The sequence below is a fragment of the Altererythrobacter sp. BO-6 genome, from assembly GCF_011047315.1.
Classification (GTDB): Bacteria; Pseudomonadota; Alphaproteobacteria; order Sphingomonadales; family Sphingomonadaceae; genus Erythrobacter.
The window spans coordinates 1,828,510-1,851,172 of sequence record NZ_CP049259.1 but is presented as its reverse complement, the minus strand read 5'-3'; the positions used below and the strand labels follow the sequence as shown (position 1 = coordinate 1,851,172).

Annotated in this window: 21 protein-coding genes; 6 read left to right on the top strand and 15 right to left on the bottom strand. The window is 55.8% G+C overall.

Features of this window, described 5'->3' with window-relative positions; genetic code table 11:
* Positions 1–3: 3 nt before the first annotated feature.
* From G6N82_RS09050 to G6N82_RS09030, 5 genes are all read right to left on the bottom strand, one after another.
* Entirely contained in the window at positions 4–1,206 is a 1,203-nt protein-coding gene (locus tag G6N82_RS09050) for a glycosyltransferase family 4 protein (RefSeq protein WP_165195756.1), read from the bottom strand.
* On the bottom strand, positions 1,203–2,678 hold the full coding sequence (locus tag G6N82_RS09045) for an alginate lyase family protein (RefSeq protein ID WP_206520148.1): 1,476 nt from the start codon (positions 2,676–2,678) through the stop codon (positions 1,203–1,205). The genes G6N82_RS09050 and G6N82_RS09045 overlap by 4 nt, the downstream gene beginning before the upstream one ends.
* A 179-nt stretch (positions 2,679–2,857) precedes the next feature.
* Entirely contained in the window at positions 2,858–3,577 is a 720-nt protein-coding gene (locus G6N82_RS09040; protein WP_165195751.1) for a class I SAM-dependent methyltransferase, read from the bottom strand.
* A gap of 116 nt (positions 3,578–3,693) precedes the next feature.
* On the bottom strand, positions 3,694–5,532 hold the full coding sequence (gene asnB, locus G6N82_RS09035) for an asparagine synthase (glutamine-hydrolyzing) (RefSeq protein ID WP_165195749.1): 1,839 nt from the start codon (positions 5,530–5,532) through the stop codon (positions 3,694–3,696).
* A 2-nt stretch (positions 5,533–5,534) separates the two neighbouring features.
* Positions 5,535–6,182 carry a glycosyltransferase family 4 protein gene (locus G6N82_RS09030; RefSeq protein ID WP_165195747.1) on the bottom strand — a complete coding sequence of 216 codons (648 nt, stop codon included), beginning with the start codon at positions 6,180–6,182 and terminating at the stop codon, positions 5,535–5,537.
* A 75-nt stretch (positions 6,183–6,257) separates the two neighbouring features.
* Between G6N82_RS09030 and G6N82_RS09025 the strand changes: the two genes are divergently transcribed.
* The gene (locus tag G6N82_RS09025) at positions 6,258–6,479 is read left to right on the top strand and encodes a hypothetical protein (protein WP_165195745.1); all 222 of its coding nucleotides are present in this window, start codon (positions 6,258–6,260) and stop codon (positions 6,477–6,479) included.
* A 131-nt stretch (positions 6,480–6,610) separates the two neighbouring features.
* Here the strand turns inward: G6N82_RS09025 and G6N82_RS15180 are convergent, their stop codons facing one another.
* The 8 genes from G6N82_RS15180 to G6N82_RS08985 all read right to left on the bottom strand — a co-directional run bounded on the left by G6N82_RS15180 (position 6,611) and on the right by G6N82_RS08985 (position 16,715).
* Positions 6,611–7,072, bottom strand: coding sequence for a serine O-acetyltransferase (locus G6N82_RS15180; RefSeq protein ID WP_165195743.1), 462 nt, complete (start codon positions 7,070–7,072; stop codon positions 6,611–6,613).
* A 24-nt stretch (positions 7,073–7,096) separates the two neighbouring features.
* The gene (locus tag G6N82_RS09015; RefSeq protein ID WP_165195741.1) at positions 7,097–8,416 is read right to left on the bottom strand and encodes a hypothetical protein; all 1,320 of its coding nucleotides are present in this window, start codon (positions 8,414–8,416) and stop codon (positions 7,097–7,099) included.
* Between the two features lie 2 nt (positions 8,417–8,418).
* A complete protein-coding gene (locus G6N82_RS09010; RefSeq protein ID WP_206520146.1) occupies positions 8,419–9,753 on the bottom strand; it encodes a hypothetical protein in 1,335 nt (444 codons plus the stop codon).
* 50 nt (positions 9,754–9,803) lie between these two features.
* Positions 9,804–11,711 carry an asparagine synthase (glutamine-hydrolyzing) gene (asnB, locus tag G6N82_RS09005; protein ID WP_165195737.1) on the bottom strand — a complete coding sequence of 636 codons (1,908 nt, stop codon included), beginning with the start codon at positions 11,709–11,711 and terminating at the stop codon, positions 9,804–9,806.
* A gap of 40 nt (positions 11,712–11,751) precedes the next feature.
* Entirely contained in the window at positions 11,752–12,996 is a 1,245-nt protein-coding gene (wecC, locus tag G6N82_RS09000) for a UDP-N-acetyl-D-mannosamine dehydrogenase (RefSeq protein ID WP_165195735.1), read from the bottom strand.
* 17 nt (positions 12,997–13,013) lie between these two features.
* Complete coding sequence (gene wecB, locus G6N82_RS08995; RefSeq protein ID WP_165195733.1) at positions 13,014–14,150, bottom strand: UDP-N-acetylglucosamine 2-epimerase (non-hydrolyzing); 1,137 nt, start codon at positions 14,148–14,150, stop codon at positions 13,014–13,016.
* Between the two features lie 154 nt (positions 14,151–14,304).
* On the bottom strand, positions 14,305–15,615 hold the full coding sequence (locus tag G6N82_RS08990; protein ID WP_165195731.1) for a UDP-glucose/GDP-mannose dehydrogenase family protein: 1,311 nt from the start codon (positions 15,613–15,615) through the stop codon (positions 14,305–14,307).
* An 86-nt stretch (positions 15,616–15,701) separates the two neighbouring features.
* Positions 15,702–16,715, bottom strand: a complete 1,014-nt coding sequence (locus G6N82_RS08985) for an NAD-dependent epimerase/dehydratase family protein (protein WP_165195729.1) — start codon at positions 16,713–16,715, stop codon at positions 15,702–15,704.
* Between G6N82_RS08985 and G6N82_RS08980 the strand changes: the two genes are divergently transcribed.
* Entirely contained in the window at positions 16,668–17,024 is a 357-nt protein-coding gene (locus G6N82_RS08980) for a hypothetical protein (RefSeq protein WP_165192548.1), read from the top strand. The genes G6N82_RS08985 and G6N82_RS08980 overlap by 48 nt on opposite strands.
* A 63-nt stretch (positions 17,025–17,087) precedes the next feature.
* Here G6N82_RS08980 and G6N82_RS08975 read toward each other — a convergent pair whose 3' ends face one another.
* Together G6N82_RS08975 and G6N82_RS08970 are read right to left on the bottom strand one after the other, a co-directional pair.
* Positions 17,088–18,398, bottom strand: coding sequence for a UDP-glucose/GDP-mannose dehydrogenase family protein (locus G6N82_RS08975; protein WP_165195727.1), 1,311 nt, complete (start codon positions 18,396–18,398; stop codon positions 17,088–17,090).
* Positions 18,395–18,901, bottom strand: coding sequence for a MarR family EPS-associated transcriptional regulator (locus tag G6N82_RS08970; protein WP_241255057.1), 507 nt, complete (start codon positions 18,899–18,901; stop codon positions 18,395–18,397). The genes G6N82_RS08975 and G6N82_RS08970 overlap by 4 nt, the downstream gene beginning before the upstream one ends.
* A 198-nt stretch (positions 18,902–19,099) precedes the next feature.
* Here G6N82_RS08970 and G6N82_RS08965 point away from each other — a divergent pair, with 198 nt between their 5' ends.
* The 4 genes from G6N82_RS08965 to G6N82_RS08950 all read left to right on the top strand — a co-directional run bounded on the left by G6N82_RS08965 (position 19,100) and on the right by G6N82_RS08950 (position 22,542).
* Positions 19,100–19,615 carry a transcriptional activator RfaH gene (locus G6N82_RS08965; protein ID WP_165195725.1) on the top strand — a complete coding sequence of 172 codons (516 nt, stop codon included), beginning with the start codon at positions 19,100–19,102 and terminating at the stop codon, positions 19,613–19,615.
* Positions 19,615–20,004: a hypothetical protein gene (locus G6N82_RS08960; RefSeq protein WP_165195723.1), complete on the top strand. Its 390-nt coding sequence runs from the start codon at positions 19,615–19,617 to the stop codon at positions 20,002–20,004. The genes G6N82_RS08965 and G6N82_RS08960 overlap by 1 nt, the downstream gene beginning before the upstream one ends.
* 200 nt (positions 20,005–20,204) lie before the next feature.
* Positions 20,205–21,461, top strand: coding sequence for a sugar transferase (locus G6N82_RS08955; protein WP_206520145.1), 1,257 nt, complete (start codon positions 20,205–20,207; stop codon positions 21,459–21,461).
* Positions 21,462–21,528: 67 nt separating this feature from the next.
* Positions 21,529–22,542 carry an NAD-dependent epimerase/dehydratase family protein gene (locus G6N82_RS08950; RefSeq protein WP_165195719.1) on the top strand — a complete coding sequence of 338 codons (1,014 nt, stop codon included), beginning with the start codon at positions 21,529–21,531 and terminating at the stop codon, positions 22,540–22,542.
* The last annotated feature ends 121 nt before the right edge of the window (positions 22,543–22,663 follow it).

Below are 22,663 nucleotides of genomic sequence, written 5' to 3'. Positions count from 1 at the left end.
GCGTTATGCGGAAACGCGAAGCCTGCGAGGTTCATCAATCATTTCTATGATATCGCGCGCCAGACGCTCCATGATCTGGCTGCGCGCAAACGCTTTTCGGAACTCGGAGCGGTCTAGCTTGGGGGGGCTTTCAATGAGCCGATCTATAGCCCGTGCCATCGCGTCAGCATCGAGCGGCTCGAAGACTTCTGCATCGGGGAGATGCTCTGTCAGGAACTCCGCCGCATGTCCCGCAACACCCGCAAGGATCGGCTTCTCTGTAGCGGCGTATTCGAAGATCTTCGAAGGTATTACCTTGAGAAAGGCATCAAGGTCATTAAGGTGAAGAAAAAGAATGTCGGCCTCGCGATAATGATCAAGTAAGCTCGCCCTCGGAACCGGCGGAAATAATTCAACATGGCCCAATCCGGCAGCGGCAATAGCGGCCTCCAAAGCCCTCTTTCGCCCGCCATCTCCGATCAGGCGAAAACGAGCCCTGCCCTCCAGTTGTTTGGCCACTTGCGGGACGATCCTATGCAGCCCCTGGCCCTCTCCCATATTCCCGGCATAGACGATGAGTGGCTGCTGGCCGCCACCACTGGGCTTGCGGAAATCCGACTCTGAGAAAATCGAATCGATACCGTTGGTCAATACTCTCAGCTGCGCCTTCGGTGCGGTTGATTGAATATGCGGTGCGAAACCTTGCGAAACCACATTGATACGCGAGGCTCGACCAAAAGCTCTGCGCTCTATCATGCGAAAGACCGGCATGAGGGACTTGATCGGGCTACCCGCCAAGAGCTCGTTCATATTGTCAGTGAATAAGTCGCGGATATCCAGATAGAGAGGGACACCCAGTCGCCGCGATATGTGGGCGCCCAAACCTGCAGTCATCAGTCGAGACGAGGTAGCAAAGACCGCATCCCATTGCCGTGAGCGTGTAAGCTTCCGAACGCCTTGGGCGTAACGGACATAAGCTCGTGCCTGGTCAGCCATTCCGCTTTTGTGGGAAGGAAGCTCTATTCGATGCACCTTGAGCCAGCCGCGATCTTCGAAGGCTGGCGCCTCTGCGCGCAGACTAGCATAGCGGTTTGGCCGAGTTGTGACGAGGTCGACTTCGAGCCCCTTGGCGCCCCAAGGCTCCAGGGCATCGATCAGCGCTTGCATGCGGAATGAACCAGCGCTCAAGTCCGGCGTAAAGTAGTTGGAGAGCATCAAAAGCTTCATTGCGCGCTCCAAGCCAACTCGCATCGCAGGGTATGGGGTAACGATACTTCAGCGCTAACGCGGATCACTTTAGTCGCAACACTTAAACCGAATTCCGGATGCCAGCTCGACGGCATGACTTCAACAGTTCCACCTTCAGCTGAAAATGTAGCCTGGTGTCCGCTATTGATATCCCTGAGCTCCACAATACCATTTGCCGTTTCGGCGACGGTGCATATCCCAGGGCCCAAGTGGAAATAGGCCTCGAGCTGGTGAGCGCCGAAACCTTCAACTGTGTCCTCAACAAACAGCCGGTCTTCGCTGAGGCGCCATCTGCGCCGATGCACCGGACTACCCGGCAAGTGGGTGTACCCATCATGCGCACCGTGCGCGATCAGGTTGGTCCCGTCTTCATAAGCAGCGACATCGAACGGCTTAGCTCTCCGTCCGACACGAAAACCTGACCACACCTCCGACGAATCTTCGTCATCTACGACCAACGTTGAATGCGCTGCGGTTCCACGCTGACGCTGCCTTTCGGGGCCAGTTCCGTACACGGACGTCCCCGAGTTTACGACGAAGCGCTTCCCATAAAGAGAGAGTTCAAAACTGAGCGTGTCCGCATGTGCATGGCCTGGCAGATAGTCAGGGCCGATACGAGCAAGGTCAGCAACTACGACCGCAGGCCCAAGAGCCATCCGTAAATAGCCGGATTGTACATGATAAGTGATCCCATCAGCCGGCGGCTCTAGGTTGAAGCCCAGATCCTGCGCATAGCGCAGCAGCTCAGCATTGCCGGGCGCGATCCCGATCGCCGCATCGTTGAAGAAAGCGACATCGCCGTCAGGGTGGCTCATCCCAAGCAGCCATTTGAGCATGGCCGATATGCGAGATGCGAATTCCCGAGCAAGATTGTCCCGACCATAGGCGCGGGTCACATTAACCAAGTCCAGTAAATCCTCGAGAGCGAGCGCATGATACATTGGGCTGAGCTCGAATTGAGCGCCGTCATCGAGCACCTGTTCTGGCAATTGCTCATGCAAGATTTCAACACCAGTTCGCAGCCATGCGTCCGCTTCTTCGCCCGAGAAAAAGAGCCCAGCAAAAACCAGCGCCTTTGCGTTCGCAAATAGATGATTGCCTAAAAGGTGCCATTCGAGCCGCTTTCGTAGCCAGCGTGACTGCACCGCAAGGCTATGGATCACTTCGTCAGACAACGCATTGTTTGCCAACGCCCACTTTACCCAATTCACTATCCTAAGCGATGTGGGGTAGGACTCCCAGCCCACTCCACTCGCCGGCGGGTTATCCGTAACCCATTGCCCGAGCAGGTCGGAGTGCCATTGCCTTCTATCTTCTGCAGCGTAGGCGTTGAGATCATCGAAATAGTGCTGATTATAACGCCAAAGTCTGGGCTTGGTTTCCCCACCCCACCCGTGTCGCAACAAGTCGCCCTCGCTATTGAGCAATCGAAAGCCAATTGGGCTGGTCATGCTCGGCCTTCTTCGAGCTGGCAACGACCACGACCCTTCCATTTGACGCAACTGAGGGGCTGGCGACAAATCTAGCCGCGGCTTTGCCAAGCGAAGGCGAATGCGCCCCATGACTTGTTGCAGCCTGAGATATTTTATCGTCCGCCAGAAGCGCCCAAGTCGCCACATAAGCCTAGAGCTCAAGATCTTGCCGGCTTTGACAATCTCGCAATCATCAGTATTCGAAAATTTCGAAGAAAATTTGTAGAATTGACTAGCCGCTCATATAATATTCCGAAAATATAAATCGCGCCATTTATCCTCAAGTATTCAGGCCTCCCCTCAATTAATTCAATATAATCAACATAAAATCCGATTGGATTAGAGATTTTTTTTACCCTATTGGGTGTATTGCACTTGTAGCGAGTCGGAAAGGTGTCAACCTCGTTCCGTCCTCGTTTCCGATTGATCCATTGGTGGAAACGGTGCGGGGTTAGTTGCGCGATCAAAGGCATATAATGGGTCTTGTTGGGCGTCTTGAAGAGGAACTTACCTCCGGGTCGCAAGATGCGCGCTATTTCTGCGAACACCAAATCTGGCTCTTCAATGTGTTCCATCACATTGTCGGCAAAAACTAGATCGAAGCTGCAATCTGGATAAGGAATATTCCTGGCATCTGCGACCAGACCTTCGTCGAGGAATGGATTGTCGGCAACACGCGGGTCGAGATCGACGCCACAGACACGGCGCACCAGCCCGCGGAAATTCATTGCCTCAACGATACCCGCGCCCGCGCCTAAGTCGAGTATCTCCATTTCCGGGGTGATCGCCTGCAAGATATGTCTTCTGAAAATCACATCATCCCAACTTCCATCAAACTGAGGATAAAATCGCCGGTCGAAAGTTTCTACGATTCCCATTTTTTCTACCTTAGTGTCGATCTTGGACTGAGAATGAAAATTGCTATTAGCTGCGAAGTCCTTAAAGCTACAGTCCCATATTACTTATTTATACGTAAAATCTCGGGCAAATAGATTTACCTCTGCCACTCGTCGAGCCAAAGCGAGAAATATATCAGCTGCCACAAGCGATATGTATTATTCGCACGCCCTTCAAAATGCTCAAAGACCCATGGCCGCGTGACAGAGGGGTCAACCACGTTAGCGATGCGTCCTTTAGTAATGAGATCGACGCATCGATCCTTACCGATCTTGGCGATACGGCCATCAAGCGGAGGGTTGAATCCTACCTTCGGTCTATAAATTAATTGCTTCGGGAGGTGTCGCTCCAGGTAAGCCTTGAGGGGTAATTTACCCGATAGCCCACGCACAAGCTCACGATCGGTTTCGCCCCACACAAATGCCTCAGCCGCCGCGTTCAGCAAAGGAACCCGAACTTCAATGCTTTCCGCCATGCTAGCTCGATCCGTGACGGTGAGATTGTGCGCTAGAAAGCCAAATCTATCTAGGTACATTGCCTGACGAAGTGCAGATCTCTCACGAACTGGAGAGAGCAGGGTGCGAATGCGATCGAAGGCATCTTCGACCCCTTGATGCGAACCCGTCATTTGGGAGACTTCTTCTGCCGAAAAGTAGCCTACTAGCGCTGTATATGCTTGGGCAAAGTCGGGGGCGCCCAAGTAGGCCTTCAATCGTCCGGCACGTTTGCTTAGTCTTGGAAGGCGCTTAAGTAGCTCGGCCCCTACGCCTAATCCCCGGCCAGCCAATCGAAGGGCATGCCAGTATTTGGCGACGGCGTGGCGCGGATATCCAGCGAACAGCTCGTCGCCGCCCATGCCGCTTAACATCACTTTATAGCCCGCCTCCCGAGCAAGGCGGGAGATCGCGCGGGTTGCAAGATAAGTGTAATCCGAAATGGGCTCTTCGGTGCCGCGCGCCACCTCTCGAAATTCCTCGATGATGCCATCAGCCGTTAGCGTTTCGGAGCGATGGTGCACCCGCTTGAGCGGAACTTTGAATTTGGCGGCGATAGCTTCGGCATACTGAAGATCACCGATCTGTTCGTCACCATAATCAACGAAGAATGCTTCTAAATCGCGCGGGCACGCAGCGACGAGAACGGAGGAGTCAATGCCGCCACTAAAAAACACACCAACTGGCACATCGGCCTCAATTTCTAGTCCGATCTGTCTTGTGAGCAACGTATCTAGCGACTCCCTTTTTGGGGGCGCCGTCAAGGGATTGTAGAAACGTCTATGGTGAACTTGGGCGTCGGCTAGGCTAAACTCGACCACCGAGCCCGGCGGCACTTTTTCCACTCCTCGAAAGCCAGAAGAAGGTTCATACACGAACCCGTTGAGCAAGAATTCAGAAAAAACGGCCTCGTCTGGCACCAGAGTTACTCCAGCGGCCAGAGCGAGCGCCTGCATCTCCGAGGCGAAGATCAATCCTCCGTCATCATTACGAGAGACGTACAATGGTTTGATCCCGAACGGATCGCGCGCGAGAAGCAAGCGCCGGTTTCTCCGATCGAGAAGGGCGACAGCGAACATTCCATTGGCCTTGGCAAGAAATGAGATCCCTTCGTAGATTAGCCCGGCTAGCAGGACCTCTGTATCCGAACGCGTTCGGAAACGATTGCCCTTAGCGGTCAGCAATTCACGCAAGTCGTTGTGATTATAGATCTCGCCATTAAAAATTAGCGTGAAGTTACCGCATTCGCTTGTGAAAGGCTGGTTCGCCGCTTCGCTAAGGTCGAGGATGCTTAATCGCCTGTGGCCCAGTGACACCCTCCAACCCTCTAGTTCCCAATGTTCGATGACAGCGGCATCGGGACCACGGTGTTTCATCGCGTCAACTGCAAGCGCAAAGCTCTCTGAGTTGCTTCGCGAAATCGAGCCAACAATTCCACACATGTTTAGGTTCTTTTGTTCAACGTAAGTTTACGGCATGCTGCCAGAAAATCGCCAAAGACACGGTCTGCATCGAAAATCTTCGACCTTTCGACCAAGCGATGCGAGCGAGCATGTAAGTCTTCGGGACGATCGATGATGGCACGCAATGCTGCGACCAATTGATCTACACATACGGCATCGATAAAGATCGCTTCATCGTCAGCGAACATCTCTGGCAGACTCTGCCATCGGGAAGCAATAATCGGCAGGCCCGCCATTGCTGCCTCCACCAAGGTGCCCGAATATCCCTCGCCGGGATGCGAAGTTGGGAACAACAACACATCGTATGCTGCAAAAATTTCGTGAACTTCGTTTGGCTCGACAATGCCTCGATACTCAACACTTTCGTTGACGAAGTCCTCCGTATCCACATCGATAAGTGGCCCATAAACGTCGAGGACGATGTTCGGGATTGTATTGGCTGCCTGGGCTGCGACCATTATGCCTTTCGCCTTGCTGACATGTCCAAGGAATAGACAGCGCAGCTTTGAATACTCACCATTTGCGAACCCTCCACGGTAGTTGGCGCCGTAATTGCGCCGAGCGGTAGGGAACCAATGCAGATTATTGGAGAAAGAAGAGAATGCCCTCATCATTTCTTTAGTTTGCAAAAAAACTGCATCGCTTCGTAGGATTGTCCTAGTAACAATCAATTGTCGCCATCGCGGAAGAGCGGCGAAAGTCCGATGGAACTCACCTCCGAACTGACGAAACACAAACGGCTTACCTACGACGCGGCATATGATCCACATGATCGGAGCAATAGTTACAGCCGCCTGATCACTGAAGTGCACGGCAACAACATCGCTGCTTCGCAAGACTCTGAACAGATGCCAGAGTGTGCCCAGCGCCGTCAGGACTTTTCCGTTACGGCGCCGAACGGTATCGATTACAATACAGTTGCATGATCGCGAACCCAAGAAGCCGCATAGTGCCTCGAACGAAACGGTAGTGCCGCCCAACGGTGGGGGCATTGGGCCCACCATGACAACGCGAAGCTCATCACACGGCTTCTGCATGCTACCGCCGGCCTTGGTCATCAATGGTTTGCGCGATGGTAGAGATAGTCAGACGCGTTAATATTGGTGCGAACAATTCTTGCAGGAACGCCGACTGCAACGCAGCTGGGGGGGACGTCTCGCGTGACAACGGCATTGGCCCCGATCACCGCGCCGTCGCCGATCGTGATGGGACCTAAGATCTTAGCGCCGGCGCCAATATAGACGTGATTGCCAATCTTTGCCACGCCTTCCCCACGTGCATTCCCTCCAATAGTAACACCCTGATCGATCTCGGTGCCTTCGCCAATAATCGCTTCGTCGTGGATTACGATAGACAATCCTCCGTAGCCGACGATCACATTTCGGCCGATGCGTGCTCTGTGCGGTATCCAACACGAAAAGAGGAGGCGACTGACATAGTCCAACAGGCGAGGTATAATGGGAATGCGATGTTCAAATGCCCATCGCCCAACACGATAAACCTGAATGGCATTGATCATTAAATTTATCCCGATCCAAAGTTTTCAAGTACCGCGCCGTGCCAATGTCGCCACCATTAGAACGAGAGCTGCTCCCAAGCCCGCGATAATACTGGTACGAAGGATCGACACCAAATCCATACGCATCGAGAAGCAGAAGACCTGTAGGCACAACGGAGCACCAATCGCTGCGCCGCAATAGCGCAAGCGCGACAGCAGCGAGATTCCAATCCCTGTTATCACTCCAACGAAAGCGACGCCGAGTAACCCTAAATTCAAGCGTGCCTCAATGACCTGGTTGAAGGCAAAGCTGGCGCCAATTGCCGCCAATTCTGGATAGTAGTTTTGCACGAACCATTCCGTAGGACTGAGCGGTCTGTCATCGATTAATGCCTGCGGAAAAAGCTGGGGCACACCATCCAAATACGTCGGGAACCCGGAGAGCGGATAGTCGAAGTTACCGATTGCCTGCCCAATTGTTGCTAGTCCGCCAAACTCGGTGGACGCTGGGCTGAATACCAGCAGGATATCGCCACTGGTAATTGTATCGAGCCACTGGCTTGGCGGCGTGTTTCGAACAAAGCCGTAAATGAACAGTGCAAAAGCAATAATAATGGCGGCGCAAATTTGCTTCCATGTAAAGCTCTTTGGGAGCATCACTACAGCAACGCCCAGTATCGCCATTAGCGGGAGCCGTCGATCCCCTAGGATAAGCAGGTCGATGATTATATAGGCACTCAGTGTTGCGAACAGGAGCGTGCGGTGGCCACGACGCCCTTGACCGATGCGCTTTTCATGACTCACGAGAAGGGCCGCTGCGACGCCGAATCCAATAGCAAGAATTCCACGAAGGAGTGTCAACGTCGAACTGTAGTTGGAATATAGTTCGCCTCGGCTAATAGCCCCCACCTCTGTGCCATAAAGCGAGATCGTAAGAAGCGTAGAGGTGACGAAAAGCACTACACATGTATAAATTGCAGCACTGACCATCTCGCCACTGACATGGTGGACGCGGCCACTCATTGATGTATTTTTCCGACAAACGAGATAACCGGAAGTGACGGCAACCAGGAATAGCAATCCCATATTGGCTAGATTTGCCATCAGCGTCGTATCAAAATTTAGCCTGTTCCCCAAAAAGGCCACCTCGGAATAAGCTGCAAAGACATATAGGCCGGAAAAAATTAGATAAAGAACAATAACACTGTTCGATCCGTCTTTGACCGAGCACGCTTTCCCCAGATACCAAATTGAAAATACGCCAAGAAAAAAATGAAGCGCTGGGGTCAATTCCAATAAACCGAAAATCAGAGTGCCTATGAATATTGAGACCCCGATTACGTAATAGCGTGCCGTAAGGGACATTTTTAAACTCGCACCGCCCGCCAAAAACCCCAACCCAAGGCCCAGGTGGCTGCAAGTAGCGCTGCCGCCGACCAGGCCCATCCATTCCAACCAGCAACAAGGGCTAGAAAGACAACTGCTCCGATCGCTATAAACCAGCGCTGTATTGAGGTCGGAAGACGTTTCAAAATCAGAAGTAGAAGAACCAAGTCGACGCTCCGGGCCGTAAGATAGGCAATGGCGACATAGGTCAAATTACCGGATAATGCACCCACTATACCCCCTGCTAGCAAAACGATTGCGCCCCCAATGTAGAGTTGTCGCTGCGTCCTGAAGTCGCCGCGCGCATTTAAATGGACGACGCAAACGTAGCCGAGCGTTGAGGCGACGATGCCCAGACCGAACAGGCCAAGCAAATCGCCCATCATACGGAAAGCTGGCCCCAGGAAAAGCGCGGTTGCCCAGTCCCGCACGAGTAGTAGGATGGCACAACCGCTACCAACAAAAACGAGGCTGGCCGCAGCGCCGAACGACCAATAGCGATCCTGGTCTCGGGCCGATAGCCGCGCAGCCCACGGCAGGATCACCTGCACTCCCGCCCTAACCAAACCATTCGCGCGCAACGCCAATTCGCTCGGGCCTGAGTAGAAACCTGCCGACCTTGCTCCCATAACGATGCCAACGATTGCGCGATCGGCGACATTTATGGTGACCGCACTGACATTGAAAACGATGTTGTTGATCGCCGCTTTTAGCAGCGGTTCAATAGGATCATCGCTCCCCAGTGACCGATATTTTGTGACCAACCCGCGCTTCTCAAAGCGGATACGCAAAGCCAAGATCAGCAGGATATGCATCAAAAACAAGGACAGGATGTACCACAGAATATCCGCCTGTAACTCGGAAAGGATCCCGAACGTAAGATAAAGCAGCGTCCACCCGCACGCCCGAGATAGACCGGTGAAGACGGTGTCCTGCTCCGCGTCGAGAAACATCCAATATTGCATCATAACAAAGAATGCGACGGCCGTTGCTGCCAGAAAGAAGTCGGACAGCGGCGGCAGGTCTGACCCAGCGCCGGCGAGGTACGCAATCAGCAGGCATAAGAGCGTCGCGCCGACCATGCCGGCGTTAATCTGGGCGGCCGCCCGGAACAACTTATGCGGAGACTCGCGCCCCACCGCCACGCGGTGGATCACAACCGGACGAACGCCTTCAAAAATGGCAAAAGCGTTTACAGCAGTCAGCAAGAGCAGAACGCGTCCAAAATCCGCAACCGGCATGTTACGCGCCATAAGAGCAGTCGCACCAACCGCGGCAATGGCGGTCAGAATAGAACCCAGAACATTGAGCGACATAGCCGCCAGCAGGCCGCGCGGGCTATCTCGTACGGTCGCTGTCATAGGGATCAGGGCGCAACCATCTCGAATCTGCTATTCTCACGCCAAAGAGCCAATTGCAGTGCTTTCCACAAAATCTGCGAATGGTCCCGTCGTCCTGTGGAGTGCTCGTTAAAGAGATTTCTTACGACTGCACCATCAAACCACCCAACTGGTCCAGCATGCGCTAAGATACGACTTTCGGCAAAGGAGCGTAGTGGTCCTGCCAGCCAATCTCTTATGGGCACCCCAAAACCTGACTTGGGCGCATCCAGCACCTCCTGCGGCACGATCCCCTTAAGAACTTTGCGTAGCAGCTTCTTGCGGCATTTCAGGCCTATCTTCGTTCGAGCCGGAACCGTGGCAACATAATCGACAAGGTCAAAGTCCAAGAACGGCACTCGCACTTCTGTGCTCATCGCCATAGTGGATCTGTCGACCTTTTGAAGGAAGATGTCGGGAAGAAGTATCTGTAGATCAGTGTGCAACATCAGCTGTAGGTCATCTAGGCGCGGCAGGGCCTCGGCAACTTCTCGATACCGTTCGAATGGATCCTGAGCCTCAATGATATGCCGAAGTCCGGGACTGAAAACACGGTGAGGTGGGCTGAGTGGTCCCTCGACACTGAGCAATAGGGCCATCCGCTCGGCAGGATCATTTTGTGCTAGGGCGTGAAAAAAGCGATGCGCTCCGAATCCCCGCCTGCCATAATGACCGCTCAATGCGCCCAAGGCCCAATCCGCTAGAGTGGCCAACGGTCTGCCAACACGCGGCAAGCCAAGATATCCGTAGCGCCTGTAGCCACCGAAGAGCTCATCGCCGCCGTCGCCCTGCAAAATGACCTTGGTCTCTCCGCCAAGCACTTCGCAGAGCTGGAACAGCGGGAGATTGGCGGCATCGGCAAAAGGTTGATCATGAGCAATCGCTAATCGCTCTATCGTCTCTTCGATTTTGTCTCCGGCAACATGCAATTCATGATGGTCTGTATTGAAATGACGGGCAACCCTAGCCGCCAACGGAAGTTCGTTACGCGATCCGATATAGTCAAAGCCGACCGTATAGGTACGTAACTTTCCAGCGTAATGCCGGCTCGCTAGCGCCACAATTGCCGAAGAGTCGACCCCACCGCTTAAAAAGGCACCGACGGGCACGTCGCTGTGCAGTTGCCGTTGAACCGCTTTGTCCAGTAGATCTTTGGTCTTTTCAACGATCGAACCTTCATCGATCGGCTCTTCCCACTTCGGCAGGCCTGCTACGGTCCAATATGGGACCGGTCTTGCAAGTTCCCCCGACGCGAGATCAAGGGATATCCAATGCCCGGGCAGCAACTGGCGAATATTAGAATAGAGTGTACGAGTCCCCAGCGTATTCCCAAAGTAAATGAATTCACTCATTGCCCCAAAATTGGGTTCCGCGCCCACCAGTCCGCTCGCCAAAATAGTTTTGATCTCGGAGCCAAAGATGAAATTTCCGTTCGATTCCGTATAGAATAGCGGCTTGATGCCAAGGCGATCGCGTACAAGAATGAGCTTACGGCGAGTGCGGTCAAGGATGGCGAATGCGAACATTCCGTTGAGGCGTTCAAAGGCGCGAGTGCCCCAGCGTTCATATGCTGCGAGAATTACCTCGGTGTCTGTATGACTTAAAAACGAACGGGATTGCTCCAACTCCGCTCGCAAAGTGTCGAAGTTATAGACTTCTCCATTATAGCAAATAACCTGTAGTTCGCCTTCGTTGGACATGGGTTGATGGCCAGCCGCGCTTAGATCAAGTATGCTCAGGCGATCATGGCCGAGGCCACAGGACAGCGCAGGGTCGATAAACTTTCCAAAGGAGTCGGGCCCACGATGACGCTGTGCTTCAATCATACGATTAATGGCACCATCCAGATGTCCTGGAGACACGTCGGGGGCGTAGACCCCGGCGATCCCGCACATTACGCGAAGCCTTCCATTCGGAGCAGATTGGCGGAAGCGGTCACCAGGCGCCTCTTGTATCGATGAGCGTCTTTCCCTCTAATGCTGAACGGTCAATGCGCAGAAAGGGAGCGTGATCGACGAGAAGAACGATGATATTCGCCTCTGCTATCGCGCTTTCCAGATTGCCTAGAATGATGCCTTGCTTGGCCAAATCGATCGGGATTTCCTCAATGAATGGCTCCACAACAATGATTTCGCCGATCTCTAGATCAACCAACTGTTTAACGATCCCGACGGCGGGACTTTCGCGCAGGTCATCCACGTCGGCCTTGTAGCTCAACCCCAAGCAAACAATTTGGGGCCTCGGAATCTTTCTTGCTGCCTCTACGATCTTATCGATGACATATTGAGGCTTCTTGTCATTCACCTCTCGCGCAATTCGGATCAATTTCGTTTGATCAGGCGCCGATGAGACGATGAACCATGGATCGACAGCTATACAATGCCCGCCGACACCTGGCCCCGGCCGAAGGATATTTACGCGGGGGTGTCTGTTTGCCAGCGAAAGTAGTTCCCAAACATCAATGTCCAGTTTGTCACAGATCATTGACAGCTCATTCGCAAATGCAATGTTCACATCGCGAAAACTGTTTTCTGTGAGCTTCGCCATCTCCGCGACGCGTGGGCTCGATGCAACGACACATTCTCCGGTTACAAAGGTCCCATAAAGTGCTGCCGCAATCTGAGAGCAGCGTGGAGTCACCCCACCTATCACGCGGTCATTTGAGACAAGTTCCTGCATAATTTTGCCCGGAAGCACGCGCTCCGGGCAATGGGCGATGCGAACATCTGAGTCCTCGCCAGCATTTTGCGGAAAGCTGAGGTCCGGCCTCGCGGCAGCGAGCCAATCAGCCATTGCCTCGGTCGCCCCCACTGGAGACGTCGATTCCAATACTACCAGATTTCCCTTTTCAAGAAATGGCGCAATCGCTTTCGAGGCCGCCTCGATATATGACAGGTCTGGCTCATGGTTCTCACCCTTGAACGGCGTCGGCACAGCAATCAGAAACGCATCGGCTGGCTCAGGGGTGGTCGTAGCGCGTAAATAGCCTTCGTTCACCGCGGCATGCACCACCATATCAAGGTCCGGCTCGACAATGTGGATTTGGCCACGGTTGATAGTCTCTACCGCGACTTCGTTCACATCCACCCCCACTACCTGAATCTTTCGTGATGCGAACATGGCAGCCGTCGGCAAGCCAATATATCCCAATCCAATGACCGAGATCTTTTCGAACTGCATTTCTGTATTACCTTCGATTATTTGGAGCTGAAAAATTCGAGGATCGCGTCACGAATACGGCCAGAGGCCAGACCATCTCCGTAAGGATTATGGGCCCGAGACATGGCTAGATAAGCCTCACGATCATCAAGAAGACGAAATACCTCTTGCACAATCAGTTCGGCGTCAGTCCCAACGAGCATTACCGTTCCTGCATCAACTGCCTCGGGCCTTTCGGTCGTGTCCCGCATAACCAGGACGGGCTTGCCCAGCGAGGGCGCTTCCTCTTGTACGCCGCCGGAATCCGTCAGAATGACGTCGGCTCGGCGCATCAGATGAACGAACGGCAGATAATCCTGTGGCGGGATTAACGTGACCCGCTCGAGCGAGCCCAAACGCTCTTCAATCGGTCCTTTGACATTTGGATTCAAATGAACCGGATAGATGATCCGCATGCCATCACGCTCAGCCAAATGCTCCAGCGCATCGCAAATCCGTTGAAATCCGTCCCCAAAACTTTCACGCCGATGGCCGGTTACCAGCACCAATTTTTGTGACGTGTCGATACCGAAGGCTTCGTCAAACTTTCTACTTAAATCTTCGTTGGCCTCAAGAATCTCGACCACCTCAAGCAATGCGTCGATCACGGTGTTTCCCGTGACGATGATATGGTCCCCTGGAGTGTTCTCCAAGAGCAGGTTCTGTTTGGACTTTACTGTCGGTGTAAAGTGCAGCCGGCTGATCGCACCGGCAACCTTTCGATTGATCTCCTCAGGCCAAGGCGAATAGATATTTCCGGTCCGCAGCCCCGCCTCGACATGTCCGACAGGAATGCGCTCATAATAAGCAGCCAACGAGGCGGCGAGCGTAGTGCTGGTATCTCCATGCACGAGCACCAGATCAGGTGCCGCGTCTGACAATACACCCTTCAATCCTGCCAGCACTCCGTTAGTGATCTCAAATAGACCTTGGCCCGGCTTCATTAGATCGAGATCATAATCCGGCACGATTTCAAACAGGCTCAAGACCTGATCGAGCATTTCACGATGCTGGGCTGTGACACAGACACGCGCATCGATGGATGCCTCTGCCCGCAATGCTTTCACGACGGGCGCCATCTTGATGGCCTCCGGCCGGGTGCCAAATATTATTAGAACTGTAAACTTCTGTGACATGCTTGGTCTTCTTAATTACTGACGCCTTCGCTATGTGCAATCCGGCGAGTGTCGTTAGATATTGATCTGAAATCTCGAGCACCCCGAGGTCCCGGCAAGGTCTGCCAAGGTCACTTTGCTTATTCCGAATTTCACCGCGCCGGGGCGCTCTGGCCTAAACCCGTCCGATACTTTCGTAGGTGAAACCCTTGCCGCGCACATCGTCGGGTTTGTAGATGTTTCTGAGGTCGACCAGCAGCGGGGTCTTGGCGAGCGTCTTGACGCGGTCGAGGTCGAGTGCGCGGAAGGCGTCCCATTCGGTCACGATGACGATGGCGTCGGCGCCTTCGATCGCGGCATAGGGGCTGTCGCATATCGCCACTTCGGGCATCAGCGGCCTGGCCTGCTCCATCCCTTCGGGATCGTAGGCGGCGATGCTCACCCCGGCATCGCTGAGCGTCTGCGCGATCGCGATCGACGGGGAATCGCGCATGTCATCGGTATTGGGCTTGAAGGTCAGGCCCAAGAGCGCAACCCGCTTGCCGCGAGCGGCCTTGGCCCCGCCCAGCGCATCGATCACCTTGCGGCCCATCGCCCGCTTGCGGCTTTCGTTGACCTTGACCACCGCTTCGACGATCCGCACCGGACTGTCATAATCTTCGGCGGTCTTGAGCAGCGCCAGCGTGTCCTTGGGGAAGCACGAGCCGCCATATCCTGGCCCGGCGTGCAGAAACTTGGAGCCGATCCGGCCATCCATGCCGATGCCGCGACTGACATCCTGCACGTCCGCCCCGACCTTCTCACACAGATCGGCCATCTCGTTGATAAACGTGATCTTGGTCGCGAGGAACGCATTGGCAGCATATTTGATCAGCTCGCTCGAGCGGCGCCCGGTGAAGAGGATCGGGCTCTCGTTGAGGAACAGCGGGCGATAAACCTCACGCATCACGTCGCGACCGAAATCGTCCTCTGCGCCGATCACGATCCGATCCGGGCGCTTGAAGTCGCCGATCGCGGCGCCTTCGCGCAAGAACTCGGGGTTCGAGACCACCGAAACCCGGTGGGGCGTGCCGCTGGCGCCAATGATCCGCTCGACCTCGTCGCCGGTGCCGACAGGCACAGTCGACTTGGTGACTACCACGGCATCGTTGGCGAGGCTGGCGCCGATTTCCCCGGCCACAGCATAGACGAACGACAGGTCGGCATGGCCGTCGCCGCGCCGACTGGGTGTGCCGACCGCGATGAAGATTGCCGCGGCGCCCCTGATCCCTTCGGCAAGGTCGGTGGTGAAGCTGAGCCGGCCGGCCTTCACATTGCTTTCGACCAGCGCATCGAGCCCGGGCTCGTAAATCGGCATCACACCCGCATGCAGCCGGTCGATCTTCGACTGGTCCTTGTCGATGCACACCACGTCATGCCCGAAATCGGCAAAGCAGGCGCCTGAGACAAGGCCGACATAGCCCGATCCCACCATTGCGATTTTCATTCAACCATCACCAGTTGTCTATCTTAGCTACAATATATCGCGAAGTTCGCACCCTCGCGCATTCTGTTGCGAAACTAACCTTTGGCCTATTTTGCATGATAATCGCGAAACCAAGCCACGAACTTGGCAATCCCGTCGCGCACGTCAGTTTGGGGTTGATAGCCAGTGAGTTTCTTCAGAAGCGTCGCATCCGCCCAGGTGGCCGGCACATCGCCTTTCTGCATTTCCATGTAGTTGCGCTTTGCCTTGAGCCCCAGTTCACCTTCGATGGCATCAACAAAGTCGAGAAGCCGGACTTTCTCGGAGTTGCCGATATTGACGATACGATAGGGCGCTACGGGCGAGAGACTGTCCCACTCTTCGATCTCATCGGGGCTCTTCACCCGGGCGGGTACTGCGTCGATCAGCAACCTGATACCTCGCACCAGATCCTCAACGTAGGTGAAGTCGCGATACATGTCGCCGTGGTTGTAGATATCGATAGGCCTGCTTTCGAGCATGGCATCGACGAACTTGAACAGGGCAAGGTCCGGCCTGCCCCATGGACCGTAGACAGTAAAGAAGCGAAACATGGTGGTCGGCAGCCCCCACAGATGGGAATAGCTGTGCGCCATGCTTTCGTTTGCCTTCTTGGTTGCCGCGTAGAAAGTCAGCGGCGTGTCGCACTTGTCGGTTTCGCGAAATGGCATGTGTTCGTTGGCGCCGTAGACCGAGGAAGTGGACGCCATCAGGAGATGCTCGACGTCGAGCTCCCTCGCTATCTCGAGGATGTTGAACGTGCCCACGATATTGCTCTCGAGATAGGCGCGCGGATTTTCGAGCGAGTAGCGCACGCCTGCTTGCGCCGCGAGGTGAACAATCACGTCAGGTTTGAATTCACGAGCCACCTCAGCCAGGCGATCAGCATCCTCTAGCCAGCACTCGGTTGCAGTGAAGCCCTGCGACTGGAGAAGCATTTGGTGCCGTCGTCGCTTGAGGTTCACGTCGTAATAGTCGGTCATGGCATCTATGCCATGGACTACGAAGCCCTCTGCAAGGAGGAGCCTAGCTAGATGGAAACCGATAAATCCGGCCGTCCCAGTGATCAAAACGCGCTTCATTGCTACCTGATGGTCTCTCAAGATCTCAGCCTGCAGCGTCGGGATACTGCTGCAACAATCTTCTTAATTGGCGTTGCCCGTTCAACGATCCAACGACGACGGTTGTCGCACGCCGCATTTCGGCGACCATTGCAGCGCTTGGGAAAGGAGCCGCGTCTCGCGCCGTGCTACCGCCAGTTGCATTTCTCTTCGGCCGCTGTCGAGCGATGCAATGCGTCATTGCAGGCCACCAAGAGTGCCCTATTTTTAGCGGCGCAAAACCTGCAATCGCACGCTGCAAGCGGCCAGCGCGCAGGCCTCCATTTATAGACCCAACTAAATGCCCGATAACGCAAACTATCGCAGGGATGCCTGTGCCCTTGCGTTCCAGGCCTATGCCCGCCCCACGCTTTCGTAAGTGAAACCTTTGGCGCGTACATCATCGGGATTGTAGATGTTGCGCAGGTCCACCAGCAGCGGGGCTTTGACCAGCGACCTCACCCGGTCGAGGTCAAGCGCGCGGAAGGCGTCCCACTCGGTAACAATCACCACCGCGTCAGCACCTTCGATCGCGGCATAGGGGCTCTCGCACATTTCCACCTTGGGCATCAGCGGGCGTGCCTGCTCCATCCCTTCCGGATCATAGGCCGCCATTTGAACGCCGGCATCGGCCAGCGCCTGCGCGATCGCGATCGACGGCGAATCCCGCATGTCGTCCGTATTGGGCTTGAAAGTCAGGCCGAGCAGCGCGACCTTTCTCCCGCGCGCAACCATGGCCCCGCCGAGCGCGTCGATCACCTTGCGGCCCATCGCCCGTTTGCGGCTTTCGTTGACCTTAACCACCGCCTCCACGATGCGGGTGGGGCTGTCGTAATCCTCAGCCGTCTTGAGCAGGGCAAGGGTATCCTTGGGAAAGCACGAGCCGCCATAGCCCGGCCCGGCATGCAGGAATTTCGCGCCGATGCGGCCGTCCATCCCGATCCCGCGGCTGACGTCCTGGACATCAGCGCCGACTTTTTCACAGAGATCGGCCATCTCGTTGATGAAGGTGATCTTGGTCGCGAGGAAGGCGTTGGCAGCGTATTTGATCAGCTCCGAAGAGCGCCGGTTGACGAACAGGATCGGGCTCTCGTTGAGAAACAGCGGGCGATAGACCTCGCTCATCACTTCGCGACCGAAGTCGTCCTCGGCCCCGATCACGATCCGGTCCGGGCGCTTGAAATCGCCGATTGCGGCACCTTCGCGCAGGAATTCCGGGTTCGAAACAACCGAAACCCGATGCGGCGTGCCGCTGCTGCGGATAATCCGCTCGACCTCGTCTCCGGTACCAACCGGTACCGTGGACTTGGTAACGACAACGGCATCATGGCCAAGGCTGTCGCCGATTTCCTGTGCGACCGCGTAAACATAGGACAGGTCCGCGTGGCCATCGCCCCGGCGACTTGGCGTGCCGACGGCAATAAAGATCGCCTGTGCCCCGCTGATCCCATCAGCCAGGTCTGTCGTAAAGCTCAGCCTGCCGGCCTTGACGTTGCTGTCAACGAGGGCGTCAAGTCCCGGCTCATAGATCGGCATGATTTCCTGATGAAGCCGGTCGATCTTCGACTGATCCTTGTCGATGCACACGACGTCATGTCCGAAATCGGCGAAGCACGCGCCCGATACCAGACCGACATAGCCGGAGCCCACCATGGCAATTTTCATCGGCCTGCCCTCACTCTGCTTGACGGTGCCTCGGTATTGGCGCCTTGGCGCTGCTCCATACCGGAATTCCCAACCTCTTCACGCAACGCTTCGATCTCGGCTTTCAGTGCTTCATACTCTTCCAGCTTTCGCGCCAAGAACCTGCCGGTGATGGCCGCTTTCTCTGCCAGCCCTTTGGGCGTCAGGACATAGGCATAGCGCCGCTTGTCCTCCGATGCACTGAAATTGCCCAACTTCACCATTCCGCGTTGGATCAGCGCGTTCAGCAAATAATGTGCGCTACCGACACTTATGCCCACCGCTTCGGCGAGTTCGCGCTGCGACATGGTCGGGTTGTCCTCAAGCAAGCGCAGAATGCGAAAGCGCGTATCTTCCTTGCGTTTGCTGCCGGCAGAAGCCACGGGCGCTAGGACTTCAGGCAGGCTACCGCACGAGGCCTGCAGCGCGCAGCCCCGGGGATCTGGTTGTCGGACAGGATGCGCCTCGAAAGTTGCATCGTTCAATTTTGAGCGCTAGCATGATGTTGGCGTCGATCAAGAGAAAATCTCGAAGCCGGAAATAACTTTGGGGCCGCCAGTCGCGGCGCTTGGTGAATTGGAAAAGCTGGCAAGCCTTGCCGAGTGTTTTTTGCGACCAATCTACTTGCGGTGCAGCAATATTGCCGCCACTGGGAAGCGACAGAAGGACGAACGCCCTCCCCGATGGACCTCTCTCAAACTACAGATTTATGGTACCTGGCCCAGGTCAAACCAAATTCGGTAGCGATTGCGCAGCGCAACCTCGAGCGGCAGGGATTCCATGTGTTCTGCCCGCTTGAACGCATAACGAGGGCGCGGGGCGGCAAGTTCATCAGCGCGACCCGCCCGTTCTTTCCGGGCTACCTATTTGTCCAGGTGGGTGATGGCGCCGCGCCTTGGCGCGAGATCGCTTCAACTCTTGGCGTTTCGCGTCTTGTCAGTTTTGGCCCAAGCCCGGCCCCTGTGCCGTCGGAGATTGTCGAAGAGCTGCAGCGCCATTGCGACGACGATGGGTGCATGGGGCCGCTAACCGAAATGGCGGAAGGCGACGAGATTCGCATCGCTAATGGTCCACTGGCCGATTTCTGGGGGCGCATCGTCAAGCTTGGGCCCGATCAACGCGCATGGGTCCTGCTCGATATCATGGGCAAGCAGACGCGGGTGCTGGTGTCGCGTGGCGATCTCAGGCTGGCGAGCTGATGGCATCACAACTCGACAAGGAAACGCTGCCCTGGGCGCGTTTGTGGCGGCTTGCGCTCTACGCCGCCATTGCGTTCGCGGTTGTCATGGCCTGCCTGCCTCAGCCCCCGAGGCTTCCGGGCGACCCGTCCGACAAGCTGGTCCATATGGCGGCTTTTGCTGTTCTGACCTTGCTGGCGCGCATCGCCTATCCGCGCGCATCCGCCTGGTATTTGATGGGCGCCATGGCATTGCTCGGCGCCGCAATCGAGTTTCTGCAATCCTTGCCCGCCATCGGGCGCGAGCCGAGCCTTGCAGACTGGATTGCAGACGTCTTTGCAATTGGCTTTGTTCTGGCGATGGCAGGCGTATCAAGGACACTGTTTCGCCCAACTAACTCACCATCCTAATGGCTTTTGATTTTGTCGGAATCCGACAGCCTGCCTTGCCTAGCTGTCGGTCAGGAACTCTTGAGCCGCGAATTCTTGCGATTGTCCGGAAGCGCGCCTAATTGCCGGTCAGTCTTTCTCCAATTGCTCGAAAGTCAAAATCCGGAATTCCCATGAATCGCCCGCCGGTTTCCCTTGCGACTGCCAAGTCTGCGCCACTAATGAGCGTGACCGAGCAGATCGCTTTCTATATTTTTTCCGGGATCTTGCTGCCGGCAGCACTCTGGGCGCTTTGGCGGGGCGTTCCGCTGACCGAACCGAATGTGCAGTTCACTTTGGGCCAAGCAATCGCCGCAAACCTGGTTTGCTGGTATACGCTGGGGCGATTGCGCACCTACGCGAGGGCGCGGCTGCTATCCTATGTCCTGCCGGTCAATCTGTTCGCGTTCGGGGCAATCCTCGCTGGCAACAGCGTCTTGCGCACCGAATTCTCCTATACGCTTTTCTTCGCCTGTTCGCTGGCGACACTCGGGATCAGCTACCTGGTTACCACGCGTATCCGCCATGCCAATCCCGCGCTCAGGCATTACACCATACCCGGTGGCTCGATCGGCCAGATCCTCGGCCAGCAAGGATTTGTCGAAGCGGAATCGGTCGAGCAACTCGAAGGCCTGATCGAGCGGGACGGGATTACCGGATCGATCGTCGCCGATCTGCATCACGATCATCCCGCGGAGTGGGAGCGATTACTGGCCAAGGCCGCACTCAAGGGCATTCCGGTTTATCACTATCGCCTGATCGAGGAATCGCTCACCGGCGAAGTGCGGATCAACCATTTGCGCGAGAACGAGCTGGGCTCGCTGATTCCCAACCTGCCCTATCGCTATGCGAAGCGCATGTTCGATGTGGCGAGCGTGCTGCTGTTGGCACCGATACTCGCGCCGGTGATCGGCGTTCTTGCTTTGGCAGTAAAGCTCGATTCACCTGGATCAGCGTTTTATTTCCAGCAGCGGATCGGCTTTCGCGGCGAGACCTTTCGCATGGTCAAGCTGCGCACAATGCACGATCGGGTCGTAGCCGATGACGCGGCGGCTCGCCGCGAAGACGCGATGACCAAGGAAAACGACGTGCGGATCACGCGTGTCGGCCGCTTCCTGCGCAAGACCCGGCTCGACGAACTGCCGCAGGCATGGAACGTGCTGGTCGGCGAAATGAGCTGGATCGGCCCGCGGCCCGATGCAATCCAGCTGGCCGAATGGCACGAAGGGGAAATCCCGTTCTACAGCTATCGGCATATCGTCAGGCCCGGGATTACCGGCTGGTCGCAGGTGAACCAGGGCCATGTTACCGATCTGGATGATATCCATGCCAAGCTGCGGCTCGACTTCTATTACGTAAAGAACCTCTCGCTGTGGCTCGATATTTTGATTGCGCTCAAGACCCTGCGCGTAATGGTGCGCGGCATCGGTGCAAAGTAATTCGGGTGGTGGGGCCCGCCCGCCAACACGCCTCGCCAAGCCTTAACTCGCCCGCTAAAGCAACCTGATGCGCAAAGCTCTCGTCACAGGTTCAGCGGGCTTCATCGGCTTCCACCTCTCGCAGCTCTTGCTCGACGAAGGCTTCACGGTGGTCGGCTATGACGGGCTGACCGACTATTACGATGTCGAGCTCAAGCGTCGGCGCCATGCATTGCTGCGGGAAAATGCGCGCTTCGAAGCGGTTGAGGGCATGCTTGAGGACTTCGACCGCCTGCGCGGCTTGGCGCTCGACGCAAAGCCCGACGTGATCGTGCATCTCGCCGCGCAAGCAGGCGTGCGCTACAGCCTCGAACATCCTCGCGCCTATCTCGATGCCAATCTGGTCGGCACCTTCAATGTAATGGAAGTCGCGCGCGAGCTTGCCGTCGAACATCTGCTGATGGCGTCGACCAGTTCGGTCTATGGGGCCAATACGCGGATGCCCTTTGCCGAAACTGACGCCTGCGACACGCCGCTGACCTTCTACGCGGCAACCAAGAAGGCAAATGAAGCGATGGCGCACAGCTACGCCCATCTGTGGCAACTGCCGACAACAATGTTCCGCTTCTTCACCGTCTACGGGCCATGGGGGCGGCCGGACATGGCCTATTTCGATTTCACCAGAAAGGTGCTCGAAGGCACGCCGATCGATGTCTTCAACCATGGCGAAATGTACCGCGACTTTACTTACGTGAGTGACCTGGTTCGCGGGATAAGGCTTTTGCTCGATGCGCCGCCCCCCGCGCCCGGTTCGGGCGGCAAGATCTCCGCCCATGACAGCCTGTCTCCGGCCGCGCCGTGGCGGGTGGTCAATATCGGCAACGGCGAGAAAGTCCGCCTGCTCGATTTCATCGAGGCGATCGAGGAGGCTTGTGGGCGCGATGCCATCAAGTATCACCTTCCGATGCAGAAGGGCGATGTCCCGGCAACCTGGGCGGATAACACTTTGCTGCGCGAATTGACCGGCTATGCGCCACAAACCGGCGTTCGCGATGGCATTGCCCAGTTCGTGGCCTGGTATCGCGACTATTACGGGGTCTGAAAGGTGCGAACCGCGATTGCTGACAAGGCTTTCCGCTGACGTTATGGTTACACAACTCCTTTGGTTTTTGGGCCGCAGCACATCTTGAGTCACCCCCCTCCTTCGCACGTCCAAAACCTCG